Origin of the sequence: Blastochloris tepida (assembly GCF_003966715.1) — a bacterium.
GTDB lineage: Bacteria > Pseudomonadota > Alphaproteobacteria > Rhizobiales > Xanthobacteraceae > Blastochloris > Blastochloris tepida.
The window spans coordinates 985,087-999,929 of record NZ_AP018907.1; the positions used below are offsets into that span (position 1 = coordinate 985,087).

At 68.0% G+C, this 14,843-nt stretch carries 17 protein-coding genes; 14 read left to right on the forward strand and 3 right to left on the reverse strand.

Annotated features, from left to right (window positions below; translation table 11 throughout):
* Nucleotides 1-415 precede the first annotated feature (415 nt).
* The 5 genes from BLTE_RS04445 (at nucleotide 416) to BLTE_RS18010 (ending at nucleotide 7,458) form a co-directional block, all read left to right on the forward strand.
* Entirely contained in the window at nucleotides 416-2,386 is a 1,971-nt protein-coding gene (locus BLTE_RS04445) for an AAA family ATPase (protein WP_160140521.1), read from the forward strand.
* 547 nt (nucleotides 2,387-2,933) lie between these two features.
* Nucleotides 2,934-3,488: a hypothetical protein gene (locus tag BLTE_RS18005; protein ID WP_160140522.1), complete on the forward strand. Its 555-nt coding sequence runs from the start codon at nucleotides 2,934-2,936 to the stop codon at nucleotides 3,486-3,488.
* A 16-nt stretch (nucleotides 3,489-3,504) separates the two neighbouring features.
* Nucleotides 3,505-5,403, forward strand: coding sequence for a phage tail tape measure protein (locus tag BLTE_RS04450; protein ID WP_160140523.1), 1,899 nt, complete (start codon nucleotides 3,505-3,507; stop codon nucleotides 5,401-5,403).
* A 4-nt stretch (nucleotides 5,404-5,407) separates the two neighbouring features.
* Nucleotides 5,408-7,312, forward strand: a complete 1,905-nt coding sequence (locus BLTE_RS04455) for a phage terminase large subunit family protein (RefSeq protein ID WP_126397985.1) — start codon at nucleotides 5,408-5,410, stop codon at nucleotides 7,310-7,312.
* Nucleotides 7,309-7,458, forward strand: a complete 150-nt coding sequence (locus BLTE_RS18010; protein ID WP_160140524.1) for a hypothetical protein — start codon at nucleotides 7,309-7,311, stop codon at nucleotides 7,456-7,458. The genes BLTE_RS04455 and BLTE_RS18010 overlap by 4 nt, the downstream gene beginning before the upstream one ends.
* 408 nt (nucleotides 7,459-7,866) lie before the next feature.
* Here BLTE_RS18010 and BLTE_RS18640 read toward each other — a convergent pair whose 3' ends face one another.
* Genes BLTE_RS18640 through BLTE_RS04470 form a run of 3 tightly spaced genes read right to left on the reverse strand, consistent with a single transcriptional unit; the run spans nucleotide 7,867 to nucleotide 8,479 of the window.
* Nucleotides 7,867-8,001, reverse strand: a complete 135-nt coding sequence (locus BLTE_RS18640) for a hypothetical protein (RefSeq protein ID WP_280177362.1) — start codon at nucleotides 7,999-8,001, stop codon at nucleotides 7,867-7,869.
* Nucleotides 8,002-8,003: 2 nt separating this feature from the next.
* Nucleotides 8,004-8,240: a hypothetical protein gene (locus BLTE_RS04465; protein WP_126397989.1), complete on the reverse strand. Its 237-nt coding sequence runs from the start codon at nucleotides 8,238-8,240 to the stop codon at nucleotides 8,004-8,006.
* Nucleotides 8,237-8,479: a helix-turn-helix domain-containing protein gene (locus BLTE_RS04470; protein WP_126397991.1), complete on the reverse strand. Its 243-nt coding sequence runs from the start codon at nucleotides 8,477-8,479 to the stop codon at nucleotides 8,237-8,239. The genes BLTE_RS04465 and BLTE_RS04470 overlap by 4 nt, the downstream gene beginning before the upstream one ends.
* 100 nt (nucleotides 8,480-8,579) lie before the next feature.
* Between BLTE_RS04470 and BLTE_RS04475 the strand changes: the two genes are divergently transcribed.
* The 9 genes from BLTE_RS04475 (at nucleotide 8,580) to BLTE_RS04515 (ending at nucleotide 14,683) form a co-directional block, all read left to right on the forward strand.
* A complete protein-coding gene (locus tag BLTE_RS04475) occupies nucleotides 8,580-8,822 on the forward strand; it encodes a hypothetical protein (protein ID WP_126397993.1) in 243 nt (80 codons plus the stop codon).
* A gap of 64 nt (nucleotides 8,823-8,886) precedes the next feature.
* A complete protein-coding gene (locus BLTE_RS04480) occupies nucleotides 8,887-9,192 on the forward strand; it encodes a hypothetical protein (RefSeq protein ID WP_126397995.1) in 306 nt (101 codons plus the stop codon).
* Nucleotides 9,189-9,728 (forward strand): hypothetical protein, encoded by a 540-nt coding sequence (locus BLTE_RS04485; protein WP_126397997.1) that lies wholly within the window; start codon nucleotides 9,189-9,191, stop codon nucleotides 9,726-9,728. The genes BLTE_RS04480 and BLTE_RS04485 overlap by 4 nt, the downstream gene beginning before the upstream one ends.
* 225 nt (nucleotides 9,729-9,953) lie before the next feature.
* Entirely contained in the window at nucleotides 9,954-10,574 is a 621-nt protein-coding gene (locus BLTE_RS04490; protein ID WP_126397999.1) for a hypothetical protein, read from the forward strand.
* Between the two features lie 11 nt (nucleotides 10,575-10,585).
* Nucleotides 10,586-11,968, forward strand: a complete 1,383-nt coding sequence (locus BLTE_RS04495) for a phage portal protein (RefSeq protein WP_126398002.1) — start codon at nucleotides 10,586-10,588, stop codon at nucleotides 11,966-11,968.
* Entirely contained in the window at nucleotides 11,965-12,348 is a 384-nt protein-coding gene (locus BLTE_RS04500; RefSeq protein WP_126398004.1) for a hypothetical protein, read from the forward strand. Before BLTE_RS04495 ends, BLTE_RS04500 begins: the two co-directional genes overlap by 4 nt.
* Nucleotides 12,345-12,581 carry a hypothetical protein gene (locus BLTE_RS04505; RefSeq protein WP_126398006.1) on the forward strand — a complete coding sequence of 79 codons (237 nt, stop codon included), beginning with the start codon at nucleotides 12,345-12,347 and terminating at the stop codon, nucleotides 12,579-12,581. Before BLTE_RS04500 ends, BLTE_RS04505 begins: the two co-directional genes overlap by 4 nt.
* Nucleotides 12,581-14,449 carry a prohead protease/major capsid protein fusion protein gene (locus BLTE_RS04510; RefSeq protein WP_126398008.1) on the forward strand — a complete coding sequence of 623 codons (1,869 nt, stop codon included), beginning with the start codon at nucleotides 12,581-12,583 and terminating at the stop codon, nucleotides 14,447-14,449. The genes BLTE_RS04505 and BLTE_RS04510 overlap by 1 nt, the downstream gene beginning before the upstream one ends.
* A gap of 3 nt (nucleotides 14,450-14,452) precedes the next feature.
* A complete protein-coding gene (locus BLTE_RS04515; protein ID WP_126398010.1) occupies nucleotides 14,453-14,683 on the forward strand; it encodes a phage head-tail joining protein in 231 nt (76 codons plus the stop codon).
* Nucleotides 14,684-14,843: the final 160 nt, after the last annotated feature.

Here is a 14,843-nt window from a genome sequence, read left to right on the forward strand (position 1 = left end):
CAATCTGCAGCAGAGCGCGGAGCAGCCGATCAAAATGGAGATTCAAGGGTTATTGCTGCGGTCTTCACCGCCCGCGTCCGAACCTTATACGGTTCGAAAGTGGCGGGAGTGACGGGGCTCGAACCCGCGACCTCCGGCGTGACAGGCCCGCTGATTGGAAGGTTAGTTCAAGCTGTGTTCCAAGCGGCTGGTCGCGGCAAAACGTTGAGTTGCTGTCGGGAGTTGGAACGCTATTTCCCAAGCCGCCGGACCGCAAAAACGAGAACCCCGCGTGCTGCGCCAACAGCCGCGGGGCAAAGCTCGATAGAGATGCAGAAAGCAACGCGAACACTACAGAACCGGCCGATCAGGCACAAGAAGAAACCTTCCTCGACGCCCTGATTCGCGAGACCGGCCCGCGCCTGGCGCGGCCGGCTTGGCCGAGGGAGTTCGTCAGGGGGCGGCGATGAGCGCGCTCCCTCCATTCGTCGCCGATGCGCCGCCGATCGGCGGGCCGAAGGCTTCCGTACCGCACTGCGACTTCGCAGACCGCATCGATCAGGTCGCCCGGCGGCTGCTGGGCGATCCGAACCCGCGCCACTCGTCGCGGGATGAGTGGCGCTACGGCACCAACGGCAGCCTGTCGGTGAAGGTCGGGGGCGAGCATAGGGGGACATGGCGCGATCACGAGACCGGCACCGGCGGCGGCGTGCTCGACCTGATCGTGCGCGAGCGCGGCGGCGACCGGAAGGACGCGGTCGAATGGCTCAAGGCCGAATTCAGCGACATTGCCGGCCGCTCCGAGCCGGCCGGCGAACGGCGCATCGCCGCCGTCTACGGCTACACCGACGAAGCCGGCGAACTGCTGTTCGAGGTGGTGCGCTATGCGCCGCAGAAGGACTTCCGGCAGCGGCGGCCCGATGGCCGCGGCGGGCACGTCTGGAATCTCAAGGACACCCGCATTGTCCCGTACCGCCTGCCGGAAACCCTGGAGGCGCTGGCACTGGGCAAGACGGTGGCCATCGTCGAGGGCGAGAAGGACGCCGACCGCCTCGCGAAGCTCGGCATCCCCGCGACGTGCAATCCGGGCGGCGCCGGCAAGTGGCGTGACGAGTTCGGGGCGCTCTTCGACGGCGCCGACGTTATCATTCTGCCGGACAACGACGATGCCGGCCGGGACCATGCCGAGCGCGTCGCCAAGTCCCTTGCATCGCACGCGGCCCGCATCCGCGTCGTCGAGCTGCCGGACCTGCCGCGCAAGGGCGACGTGTCCGACTTTCTGAACCGCGGCGGGACCGTCGAGGCCTTGCTCGACATCGTCGAGCACGCGCCCCCGTGGCGGCCCAAGGCCGTCACCCGGTTTCCGTCGATCCGCTACGGCGATGAGGACAGCGCACCGCCTCTGCGGTGGCTGGTCAAGGGCCTGCTGCCCGAAGCCGGCCTGTCGACGGTCTACGGCCCGCCGGGCACCTCGAAGACGTTCGTCGCCCTCGACTTGGCCCTGCATGTGGCGCACGGCCGCGACTGGTTCGAGCGGCGCACCGAGCCGGGCGGCGTGCTCTATGTGAGCGGCGAGGGCGCCAGCGGCATGCTGCTGCGCATGAAGGCTTGGCGGCAGGAGAAGGGCGACGGCACGCGTGCGCCGTTCGTCCCGGTCCCGTCGTCGGTGAACCTCTACGACGAAGAGGGCGATGTCGATGTTCTGATCGACGACGTGAAGGCACACGGCGCCGCGCTCGGCGTCCCGGTCCGCCTGATCGTGCTCGACACGCTGTCGCGGATGATCGGATCGGGCGACGAAGACAAGGCGCGCGACATCAACATGGTGGTGCAGCGCGCGGAGCACGTGCAGCGCGAGACCGGTGCCCATGTGCTGATCGTCCATCATTCCGGCAAGGATCGAGACCGCGGCATGCGCGGCTCGAATGCTCTCCTTGGCGCTGTCGATGCGTCGATCGAGGTGTCCCGGCACGAAGAGTCCGGGATCTGTGAAGGCAAGATCGCCAAGGTGAAGGACGGGACCGCCGTCGCTCCCTTTCGGTACACGCTGCGGCAATCGGTTCTCGGGACTGACGAGGACGGCGAGGACATCACCTCGTGCGTCGTCGAGCCCACGGATGCGAGCCCCGGCGAATCCAAGGGAAAACGGCCCCTCTCCGCCACCGAAAAAATCGCCCTGGACGCGCTCGACGAAGCCCTGCTGGCCGATGGCGTCGCCTCGCCGACCGCCCTCGTGCCGCAAGGCTACAGGGCCGTCCACATCGAAACGTGGCGGTCCCACGCCTACCGGCGCGGGATCGCCGAAGGGACAGAGGAGGCGAAGAAGAAGGCATTCCAGCGGGTTCGGCAGAGCCTGCAGGCCAAGCGCATCGTCGGCATCGATGGAGACTGGGCATGGCGCGCGTAGCGGGACATCAGCGGGACATTTGCGGGACATTCCACCTGTCCCGGCGCGAAGGCGGTAGGTGGATGCCGAGACGGCGGCGGCCGGGACATCCGCTCCCGATCAGCCACGGGCGGCGGATTGTGGCGGAAATGTCCATCCATTCAATGGGGTGGGCAGGCGATCTCAACCAACACTTCGCGAGCGGGACAGCGGGACATCAGCGGGACATGTCCCGGGTGTCCCGGTGCGGGGGGGCGGGACATAGGCCCCCCCCCAAGGGGGGCCGTATGTCCCGTCCCCCCTCCCAAAGCCGGCGCGCAGTGTATCCCGCCGACCTGTCCCGGTATCCGGCCCGGCTGACGGGACGGAGCCCCCTGCCGGTGCTGGTGATCCGGCACCCGGCCCGACCGGCTGGGCCGACCCTGACCCGGTTGACGAATGGGCACCCCATCCGGGTACCTCGGCGGGTCCTTCCGCGGAGGTGGCGTGCGCAGCCGCGGCGGCCCGGGATTTCGCTAGGCGGGGTCGGTTTAGCTCATAAACTCAGAGGCTTGAGGTTGGCTTAGCTATGCAATCAGCGCAGGGCCTGCCCTTCGATTTCCCCCCGGGACCGTTGCCGACGACGGTGTCGAAGGGCGAGTTCGCGCGGCTGATCGGCGTCACCGCCGGCCGGGTGTCGCAGCTCATCACCCGCGGCCTGCCGGTGGAGCCAAACGGCCGCATCCACATCGAGCGTGGCCGGGCATGGCTGCGCGAGAACGTCGATCCGAACCGCCGCCGGGCGATGATCGAGGACGCGGCGCCGGTCCTCGCGCCGACGTCGAACCCGCGGGCCGCCCGTGCCGTTGCCGAAGCCAAGCTGATCAGCTTGAAGGCGGACCGGCTGGAGGGTTCGCTGATCAGCCGTGCTGCCGTGCTGCGCGCCATCGAGGCCCGCGCCCGGCAGGAGCGCGATGCCTGGATCGGCTGGACGAACCGCGTCGCTGCAGAGATCGCCCGCATCACCGGCGCCGACACCGCCGCCGTCTACGCGCTGCTGGACCGCATGGTGCGCGAGCAACTGCAGGCGCTGGCCGACATGCCGGCGCCCGACATCATCACCGATCACAAACCGTCGCCCTGACCCCCGGAGAAGCACCATGGGCAATATCGAGAGTTCCCTTACTCTGCGGCTGATCGACCGCGTCACCGACCCGGCCAAGCGCATGTCGCCCGCATTCCAGAAGCTGGAGCGCCAGGTCCGGCACCTTGAACGCACCGCGCCGAAGATCACCACGGCGACGGCGATGCTGACGCGGGCCGGCGGCTTCATCGGCGCCGCGGTCGGCGGCCATGCCGCCGCCAGCCTCGCCAGCAGCGCCTTCACGCGCTTCGCCGAGATCGAACGCCGCCTCAATCGGATCGGCATCACCGCCAATGCCTCGTCGGCCGAGATCGCCGCCTCGTTCGAGAACGTCAAAAGAGTGGCCAACACGCTCGGCATGCCGATGGAACAGGTGTTCGGCAGCTTCGAAGACCTGATCGTGCAGGGCAAGACGCTGAAGGAGGCGAACGACCTGCTGGAGACCGTTGCCAAGACCGCCCACGCCTCGGGCGCGGCGGCCGACGACACCAGCAAGACCGTCGGCGCCATCGCTGAGAACATGAAGGTCGGCGCCGGCGATATGAAAGAAGCGATGGACTACCTCTTTCAAGCCGGCAACCTCGGCCGGTTCGAGTTCAAGGACATGGCACAGTACCTGCCGGCCATCACCGCCGCCTGGAGCAATGTCGGCTATACCGGTGCCAAGGGCCTGATCGCGCTCGGCGCGGCACTGCAGGTGGTGCGCGCAAAGGTCGGCACCGCCGAGCAGGCGGCGACCGGCGTGCGCGACCTGCTGGCCAAGGCGTTCTCGAACAACGTCCAGAAGAACTTTCGGAAGTTCGGCATCGACCTGGAGAAGGTGCTGAAACAAGGCAAGAAGGAAGGAAAGGACTTCCTCGAAATACTTGCCGAGGTGACCAACAAGGCGCTCAAGGGCGACCTGTCGAAGATCGGGCAACTCTGGCCCGAGCAGGACAGCGCCAACGCCGTGCGCGCGCTGATCATGGCGATGGACGACTACGTGCGCCTGCGCCAGCAGATCGCCGACGGCAAGGGGGCGATCGACGCCGCCGCGCCGCGCGTGTCCGGCGACGCCAAGGCCTCGCTCGACCGGCTGTCGAACGCCTCCGACGCGGTGCTGGCGGCGTTCGGCCGGCTGCTCGATGCCGGCGGCAACACGAGCGAGAACCTCACCGCGCTCGCCGGCCACATCACCGCGGCGGCCGAGGCGGTCGAGCGCTTCATCGCTGCGCTGCGCAAGAGCGAAACAGACCAGGAGCGCCGGGCGCGTGGCGAGCTGACGCCGGAAGAGGCGGCAGTGCCCCTCTACGGCGAAGCGACGCCGGCAGACATCGAGCGTCGCAAGACGTGGGTGCATCTCAACGCGCGTATCAGGGCACTCCAGGAACGCCTGCGCACCTCGGAAGGCCGCCTGCCGGAGGAGGCGCGCGTGCGCATCCGCGACGAAATCGAGAAGCTGCAGAGCGAGATCGCCAAACTGTCGAACGCGGTCGATCACGCCGCCACCGCGGCCGATCGCGGCCGTACCACCGCCGGGGTCCCGGCTCCCGGGGTGCCGGTGCCGCACCCGCGGCCAGTGCCGGTGCATATCGACTGGTCGCAGGTTCGCAATGCTATCCCTTCCGACTTTGCGACGCCCGGCGGGGCGCCAACCGCGTTTGGCAACATCGCGGACGAACTCGCCGCGGCGATCAGCGGCCTCGATGTCACCGCGCATGTCGAGGGTTCGATCACGTACAACGGCACCAACGTGGTGAAGATCGAACCCTCACCGCTGTTCGATGCGCGGGTGCGGTCGATCATCGACGAGCAGCTGCGCGGCATCGTACAGCGCGGCGGCGCCGCCGCGAATCCACGGACCGGCACTACCGGCTCGACCGGCGTGTCGCGGCCGGAGACCGCGCCCGGCGCCGGCCGCGACGGCACGTGGTGATGCCATGACCGACGACGCGGCCCAGCTCGCCGATGTTTTTGCGGAGGTCGTGGCGGCCCGCCGCCGCGGCCTGATGCTCGATGCCCAACTGACCGCCTCGGAATGGGCTGACCGGCACCGCATCTTGCCGGCCGGCTCCTCCGAGCCCGGGCCGTGGCGCACGGCGCGGGTGCCATACCTGAAGGACATCATGGACGCCCTGTCGGTGTCGTCGCCGATCGAGCGCGTGGTGTTCATGAAGGCGGCGCAGACCGGCGGCACCGAGGCGGCGCTGAACGCCATCGGCTATTGGATCGACCACGCTCCGGGCGTGATCCTCGCGGTGTGGCCGAGCATCGACATGGTGCGCAAGAACTCGCGCATCCGCATCGATCCGCTGATCGAAGACACCCCGGCGCTGCGCCGCAAGGTGGCCTCGCCGAAGGCCAAGGACTCCGGCAACACTGTGGTACAGAAGGAGTTCGCCGGCGGCTCGCTCAACATGACCGGCGCCAACTCCGCCACCGGCCTGCGCTCGACCCCGGCGCGCTATCTGGTGCTGGACGAGGTGGACGCCTATCCGGTCGATGTCGGCGAGGAGGGCGACCCGGTCGCGCTGGCGATCAAGCGCACCGCCACCTTCCGTGGCCGGCGCAAGATCCTGCTGGTGTCGACGCCGACGCTGGCCGGCGTCTCGCGCATCGAGAAGGAATATTCACGCTCCGATCAGCGGCGGTTCTTCGTGCCGTGCCCGCACTGCGGCAGTTTTCAGCCGCTGGTGTGGGCCGGCGTGACGTGGCCGGAGGGCGAGCCGGGCAGGGCGTTCTATGTCTGCCAGGCGCCGGGCTGCGGCGGCATCATCGAGGAGCACGACAAGCCGGCGCTGCTGACGGCCGGCGAGTGGCGCGCCACCGCCGAGGGCGACGGCCGCACCGCCGGCTTCCACATTTCCGCGCTCTACAGCCCGTTCGAGACCTGGGGCGAGGTGGCGACCGATTACCTCGTCATGCGCCGCGATCCGGTCGAGCTGAAATCCTGGACCAACACCAGCCTGGGCGAGGCGTTCGAGGATCGCGACACCGCGCCGCTGTCGCCGGATTCTTTGATCGCCCGGGCCGAGGACGGCGGCGAGCTGCTGCCCGAACGCGCTTTGGTGCTGACCTGCGGCGTCGACACGCAGGATGACCGCCTCGAACTGGAGGTGGTGGCCTGGGGGCTTGGCGAGGAATGCTGGTCCGTGGCCTATGAGGTGATCCACGGCAACACCGCCGGCACCGAACCGTGGGCCGCGCTCGACCGCATCATCGCCAAGCGATTCCGCCATCCGCGGGCCGGCGAACTGGCGATCTCGGCGGTGGCGATCGACTCCGGCGGTCACCGCACCGACCAGGTGATGCGGTTCTCGGCCGAGCGGCTGCAACGCCGGATATGGGCCATCAAGGGCCGCGGTGGGCCGGGCGTGCCGCCCTGGCCGAAACGCCCGCCGAAGCCGCGTCGCGCGTCGCTGGCGCCGGTTCACATCGTCGGCGTCGACACCATCAAGGCGACGCTGTTCGCCCGCCTGCGGGCCGGCGGCGAGGATGGCGCGGCCCGGGAAGGCCCGGGCGTCATCCACCTGCCGGCCGAGCGCGATGACGACTGGTTTCACGGGCTCGTTTCGGAGCGCGCCGTCCGCAAGTACCGCGCCAACGTCGCTCGCATCGAATGGGTGAAGGATCCCGGCGTGCGCAACGAGCCGCTGGACTGCCGGGTCTATTCGATTGCCGCGCTGCACGGGCTGCTGGCGGCCGGGCTCGACCTCGCCGTCGCGTCCGCCCAGCTTGCCGCCCTCGCGCCGCAGCCGGAGGCGCCGCCGGTGCTGGCGGAACCGGCCCCGCCGCTGGCGCCCGGGCTGAAGGTGGTCGGCCGGTCGAAGTGGATGGCGCGGTGAAGAATGCGCTGCGCGCCGAGCGGATGCCCGGCCCGCCGCCGTTCTCCGGAAGGGCTCAGAGTGAGCCTCGTTATTTTGCCGAGGCGGAACAGCTCTGCTTGGATGCGCTGATGGAGCCGTCCCTGCAAACGAACTTCTCCCCCTGACAGCGGGCAATGCCACCCTTCTTGCCGGAGCACGGGGTGTTCTTCGCAATTGCCGGCACGGCCGAAATGCCAACCGCGGCGAGGACTGCAACCGCCACCAAGCCAAGTTTCATGTCGCACCTCCAAATTCAGAGGCGCGATCATCCGCTCTGTGGTTGAGCATGGCAACTTTCGATTGTTACAAATGATCGTTGTTGTGCGGATTCGCTCCGGCCACCGCCGTCCGTCTCGGACAGCGGCGCGACCACCACCGGATTTCAACTGGCGTCTCGCGCTCACTCGGCCGGGTGGCGCTGGCCGTCCTGGCGCTCGGCAAGCCGCATGGCGGCGTAGCCCATGGCCACGACGACCAAGGGCAGCACGACATAGGCGTAAATCCAGAGCCCGGTCATGCCCCGGCAGCGTCGCCTATTCCCCGGCCGGGAGATGACGGTTGAAGCGCCGGTCGAACTCGGCCGCGCTGTGGCGGGCATAGAGATAGCCCGCGACGGCCAGGAGGCCGGCGACGATCGGCAAGCCGTAGATCACCAGGGTGCTGGTCATGCTCAATCCTCGCTGCGCAGGAACCGGTAAACGGCCTGCGCCCCAAAATGTAGGGCGACTGCGAACGGAATCCAAATCACAGGCAACGGACCGGTCGCCCCATTGACCAGGGGAAGGATGAAGGCGGCGCCGAAGGTGGTCAGCGCCACCGTGTTCATGGTCGACGCCACCAGCTTCACCCGCTCGTTGTTGCGCTTGGCGGCAAGCCGGCGTGCGCGATCCTCTTCGGTCAAGCTCATGCCGGCCGATCCCTCCGCAGCCGCACGCCCGGCCCGCCGCCGTTCTCGGGAATGAACTCGACGCCGGCCTCTTCGAGGGCGCGGCGGATGGCGGCGAGGTTGTTCGCCGTTGGCACCCGGCGGCCCTTCTCGAAATCCCGAATCGTGCTCTCGCCGAGGTTGGACCTGCTGGCGAGCTGTGTCTGCGACCAATCGAGTAAGCCTCGCGCCGCACGCGACTGTTCCGGCTTCAGTTCCATTTCAACGAAATCCATTGTCTATAAACGAAAACCGTTGACATAGCGGGTCGCCAACGCTATTCGTTATCTGTCAACGCTTTTCTACCACAGGACAACGCGCATGAACACTCATGTTCGCGACCGGGACACCCATGCCCAGCGACTTTTCGTCGAGGTGACCCCCGAGCTGCGCCGGGCGCTCGAACTCGTGGCCGAGTTCGCCGTCGACGCGCTCGACCGGATCGACGGCGACCCGGACCTCGAACCGGAGCCCGCCGAAGCCGAGGATGACGATCCGGCCGAAGACGACGATCCGGCCGAGGATGACGATTTCGCAGCGGAGGTGGCGTGCCATGCCTGTTGAGCCGCTTGCTCCGCTCGCCGCGGCGTCCGCGGCGCCCTCGACCTCTGAACCAGGGAGCTACCCGATGAACGCGACCACGAATTCCGCCGACCTGCGCCAAGACGAGAGACCGATTTCCGTCCTCTTGGACATGGAGCCTGATTTGCGCCGCCTGCGCGCCCTCGGCGAACTGCTGGAGCTTGCCGGTGAGGGCCTGGAGGCCGACCACCAGACCGATACGGCGCTGGCCGTGCGCCACGCCGGCGAGCTGGTGGCGGAAACCGCCGGACGGTTGCGGGAGACGTTCGACCGCGCGGCCGACGCGCTGCGGCGCGAGGCCGACGCGCGCGCCTTCGCCGCGATGCGCGCCCCTGGGGAGGCGTCGTCATGACGGCAATCCCCAACGAGATCACCTCGGCCGCCGACACCGCCGTCAGCCTCCCCGACCTCGCCGCTCGCTTTGCGGAGTTGTACCCCCGCTGGCGCGACTACAAGAACCGCCGCCACGCGGAGCATGAAGAATTCGAAGCGAGGGTGCTGGCCGCCACTGGAATGACATTCGATGAGGCCGAAGCCCGCGGCGGAATACTCTTCGAAAATTATAGGGCGGTGCGCAAACAGGTAATCAACGACGATGCGCAAAGAGGTCTCTTGGATGATGATGATCCGGAAGATGTCATCTGGGATGAAATCAACGGCCTTGCTTCGTCGATCCTGAAGCATCCGGCTCTTTCGATGGATGATGTCCGTCTGCAGGCGCGGGCTGTGGCTGTTTTCTGTCTATCTTATTGGACGGACGTGAAATCTATTGACGGCCTGACGTGGCACATGCGGCGGGTCATCGAGAATTTCGCGGCGGTCGCCGGCGTCGAGTTGCTGCCTGGGCTCGATGGAGTCGAGTCGCTCGACGCCGTGCCTATGGCGTGAAGGGGACGCCCCTCGACAGGCCCCGCCGGCACGCCGGCAAGGCGCTCCCGGCGGGGCTGAGGGCCGCAGGCTGGCGGAGGCCATGGTGCGGGTGGGCGCCAGCGGCGGGGCGTGAATGGTCGCGCCAGACATCAGCCGAAATGGATAAGTCGACGATATTTTTTCGTTGATCGCCTCGGCGCTCTATGGGATAAGCGAACGATCACTTTATCAGCGGAGGCGCTTATGCGCAGGAAGACATTCTCGGCCCTGACGGGGTGGGACGATGCGAAGCTCAAGTGGCTGCGCCGCGAGGATTTGCTGTTCTTCATCGATGAGGTCGAGCCCGGCAAGTGGCTCGACATCCCGCCCTTCTGGGCCTTTCTCGCCTGTGTCCAGAAGGAACTGGCGAAGTACGTCGAGATGCGCGACGCCAGGGCTCGCGTCGTGGACTTCGACACTGGCGCTCTCGGCAAGATTGCGCCCCTGTTGCGCCCCCTGCCGGGCACCGTCGACGACGTTTGGCTGCTGAGCGGCGAGGTGCATATCGGCGGCGAGCTCACCGGCACTATCAACGGACAAAGCCGGGCGTTTGCTGTTGATCTGACGCTTCCGGTGTCGGCGTTCGGCTTCTTGTCGAACTTCGCGGACTGGACTGTGCACCACCGCGATATGAAGGGCTGGAAGGCCGGCAAGGTCCACGACATCAACAATGCAATGGCCGGCGCCGTCCTGATCAACCTCTCCGCTGTTTGGCGAGACATGGATGCTCGCGCCCGTGATGCCGGCATCGCCGATGAGCATGTGTGGGGTCGGCCCATCAATGCCGAGGGCGTCGATTCTGGCCCCCCCTCGGAGGCCGAGTGAGGCCGGCCAGCATGCTCCCCGCCGCGCTCCGTTCCCCGATCACCCGCCTCGGCCGCGCACTGACCGCTGCCGCCCGTGAGTTGTCGACCCGCTCCGGCACCATCGAGGCCGGCGCCGGCGGCCCGCGGTGGCATCGCAACGCGATCCTGCGGACCCCGGCGCGCGAGATCGCAGCGCGGTCGGAGACGGCCGGGGCGAGGGCGGCGGCAGCCTTTCTGAACAGCACCTACGGCGCGGCGATCGTCAGCGCATGGGTGACCAACATCACCATGGACGGCCCGACCTGCCGGCCGAAGGTGAAGCGCAAAGCCCTGCGCAAGAAGCTGGTCGAGGACTTCGGTCGGTGGTGGGCGACCTGCGACGCCGAGGGGCGTTCGGACCTCGGCGGCTTTCTTGCCCGCACTGTCCGCTCGCTCGTGGTGAACGGCGAAGCGTTCGTTCACCTCGAAGTCGACCCCGACACAGCCGCGCTGCGGCTACGCCTCTGGAACGTCAGCCAGGTCGACCGGTCGCTGACCCGCGATCTCGGCGGTGGGCGCAAGATCGTCGCCGGGATCGAATCCGACGCCCGCGGCCGGCGGACGGCCTACCATACGCGCGAGAATCCAGACGCGCCGTTCGCGACCAATTACGGCACCATCCGGGTGCCGGCCGAGGATGTGCTGCACGTTTTCGAGCCGCTTTTCCCCGGACAGACGAGGGGCTTGTCCTGGATGGCGCCGTCGCTGACCCGGATTGCCGAGATCGACAAAGCCGAAGACTCCAACATCGCGCGGCTCAACGCCGCAAGTTTGTTTGCTGGATTTTTGATAAAGCCCAGCGAGGGGGCGCCGGACGTGCTGCCGATTGCACCCAACGCGCCGTCGATCGACCTGGAGCCGGGAGCGTTCATTCAGGTGCCGCCGGGCTACGGCGTCGAGTTTTCGCAGCCGCCCAGCAGCGACGGCGCGGTCGACTTCATCCGCGCGATGGTCCGCTCGGCGGCGGCCGGCGCCGGCGTGCCCTACGAGCTGGTGAGCGGCGACCTTTCACAGGTGAACTACAGCTCGGCCCGCCTCGGCCTTTCGGAATTCCGACAGCGCGTCACGGCGATCCGCCGCACGCTGATCGTGCCGCAGCTCCTCGACCCGATCTGGAAGCGGTGGCTGGCGCTGGAGGTGCTGGCCGGGCGGCTCAAGCTCGACATGGCCGCGCTGCCCGAGGCCGAATGGGTGTGGCCCGGCTGGCCCGCGGTCGATCCGCTGAAAGAAGTGAACGCGGATGTGCAGGCGATCAACGCCCGCATCCGCAGCCGCTTCGAGACGATCGCCGCCCGCGGTCGCGATCCGGAAGAGGTCGACGCCGAGATCGTGCTCGACACGGCCCCGGCCGCTGCAAGGGAGTCTTCAAAATGACCGTTGTCCGTTTTCCCGGTGCTCCCGGCACCAATGGCTTTGATCCGTTCGCCTTGGTTGCCGCCCTGGCCGAAGGCCTGCCCGGATGGCTGGCGACGGCCAGCGCCGAGGAGCGCGAACAGCTTGGTCTCGACCTCGCCGCGATGATCGAGACCTCGGCCGAGGCGGTGGCCGAGCTGGATCCGACGATGGTGATTGCGACGCTGCAGGAGGTGCTGCCGGTCTGGTTCCGGTCGGTGCCGATCGATGAGATCGAGCGGTTCACGCGGGCCGGTGAGGGATTCAGCTACGCGATCGCCGCGCTCTGTGCCGACCGCGCGGCATCGATGCGCGCGGATTTTCTCGCCGGCACGCATAATGAACATGGGAGACCGATTTGACCGCGCGTTTCCCGTTTATCGACCCGGCCGCCGGCTTCGACCCGGCGCCTGTGCTCGATCTGCTCGACGATGAAATCGTGATGTGGGCGCCCGGCGCGACAGCCTCCGAGCTTGAAGATGCGCTGCAGCGCCTCGACGACCTGATCGAGATAATTCGCGGCGAGGTCTCCAGCCGGTCCGGCGATCTCGCCGCACTTGAAGAACTTCAATTCGCAGAGCTTGAGGCCGCCTGATGCCGCCCGCTGAAACCGAAACGCTGATCACCCGCCGCGCGCCGGCTCCGGTGGCGCCGAGCACCTTCAGCTGGGAGCGCCGCACCGTCGAGGTGGTGGTCGCGACCGGTGCGCCCATCGCCAGTTGGGATTGGGAGGGGCCGTGCGATGAGGTGCTGTCGCTGGCCCAGACCTGGCCGGAGCGCGTCCACGTCATCGACAATCACCGCCGGGACAGCGTCGCCGACGTCCTCGGCCACGCCTCGAATTTTCACGTCGTCGGCAATGAGCTGCGCGCGACGGTGAAGCTGTCCGCCCACAATCCCAAGGCCGAACAGCTGGCGCGTGAGCTCAACGACGGCAACCCTTTCGGAATCTCAGTCGGCGCACGGGTGCGGGCCGCCGATTGGAAAACAACGGCCGACCCGAAGACGGGCCGCCGTACCCGCACTGCCGTGAAGTGGGAGCTGGTTGAGGTCTCCTTCGCGCCGTTCCCCGCCGACCCGAATGCCATGACCAGGAGCAATTCAATGCCTGAGACCGAAGTCCAGACCCAACCCACTGAAACCCCCGTCGTGACCTCGCCGCCGACGGCACCGGAGACCCAGCGTGCCGCCGACCCGGCCCCGGTCAACCGCGCGCAGGCGAATGCCGAGATCCGCACGCTCGGCCGCACCCTGGGCCTGGGCCAGCCGTGGGTCGACGCCCAGATCGACCGCAGTGCCACCGCCGAACAGGCCCGCGCTGCGGCGCTGGACGAGCTGCAGCGCCGCAGCGCCGCCGGCACCGTGCCGACCTCGCCGGTGGTGACCTTTGGCGTCGACTACACCGACCCGGCGATTCGCGTGCGCGCCGCCGGCGAGGCGCTGTATTCGCGGATCAACCGGTCGCACAACCTCTCGGAGCCTGCCCGGCGTTACGCCGAGATGAGCATGCCGGACCTTGCGCGCGAGTGCTGCCGGGCGGCCGGCGTGCCGCTCGCCGGGCTGTCGACCGCCAGCATCGTCACGCGCGCGTTGCATACCACGAGCGATTTCGCGCTCATCCTCGGCGACACGGTCGGCCGCACGCTGCGCGATTCCTATCAGGCGGTGCCGTCGGCGTTGAAGCGGCTCGGCCGGCAGCAGAATGCGACGGACTTCCGCGCCCGCCACCGCATCCAATTCGGCGGCAACCTGCTGCTGGAGCGGGTGAACGAGTCCGGCGAGGTGAAGTCCGGCACGCTGGCCGAGGCGAAGGAATCGTACCGGCTCGAAACCTTCGCCAAGATGTTCGGCATCTCGCGCCAGGCGCTGGCGAATGACAATCTCGGCGCCTTCGCCGATATGCCGCGCCGGCTCGGCCAGCTCACCGCGGCGACCGAGGCGAAGCTCTTGGCCGACCTGCTGACCGAGGGCAGCGGCCTCGGCCCGGTGATGGCCGATGGCAAGCGGCTGTTCCACACCGACCATGGCAACCTCGCGAGCGCCGGCACGGTGATCGACGTCGGCACGCTCGGCGCGGCCCGGCTGGCGATGCGGGCGCAGGTCGGCCTCGCTGGCGAGCTGGTCAGCGTCACCCCGAAGTATCTGGTGGTGTCGCCGGCCAAGGAAACCGAGGGCGAGAAAGTGCTCGCCGCCATCAGCCCGGCCGCGGTTGACGACGTAAATCCCTTCAGCGGCAAGCTGGAGCTGATCGTCGAGCCGCGGCTCACCGGCAATCGTTGGTACCTCGCGGCATCGCCGGCCGAGATCGACGGGCTCGAATGGGCGTATCTCTCCGGCGAAGAAGGGCCGCAGGTCGAGACCCGGGCCGGCTTCGAGGTCGAGGGCGTTCAGATGAAGGTCAGACTCGATTTCGGCGCCGGCTTTGTCGACCACCGCTCCTGGTATTCGAACCCCGGAGCGTGATCCATGGCGGACCTGGAGGCGCTTCGCCAGCGGCTTGCCGACCTGAGGGAGGCGCATGCCTCCGGCGCCAAGCGGGTCAAGACCGCGACGAACGGTGTGGTCGAGGAGGTCGAGTTCCAGACGACCTCAGACCTCGAACGCGCCATTGCCAACGTCGAGGCCCAGATCGCCGCCGCCGAGGGTCGCCCAGCCGGCAAAATTGTTCACCTGCGCAATACACGCGGGTGGTCCTGACCGATCGTCGCGGGGGAGCTTCCTGCGGGTCGCGAGGCCGATCCTACAACGACAAGCGCACCTCCCGTCCCCCGCACACGGCACAACGGGACAAGGTGGGCAAGGCCTCGAACGGCGCCTTCGGCGGGGACCGAGGGCGCACCCCGGCCCGGTGGTGATC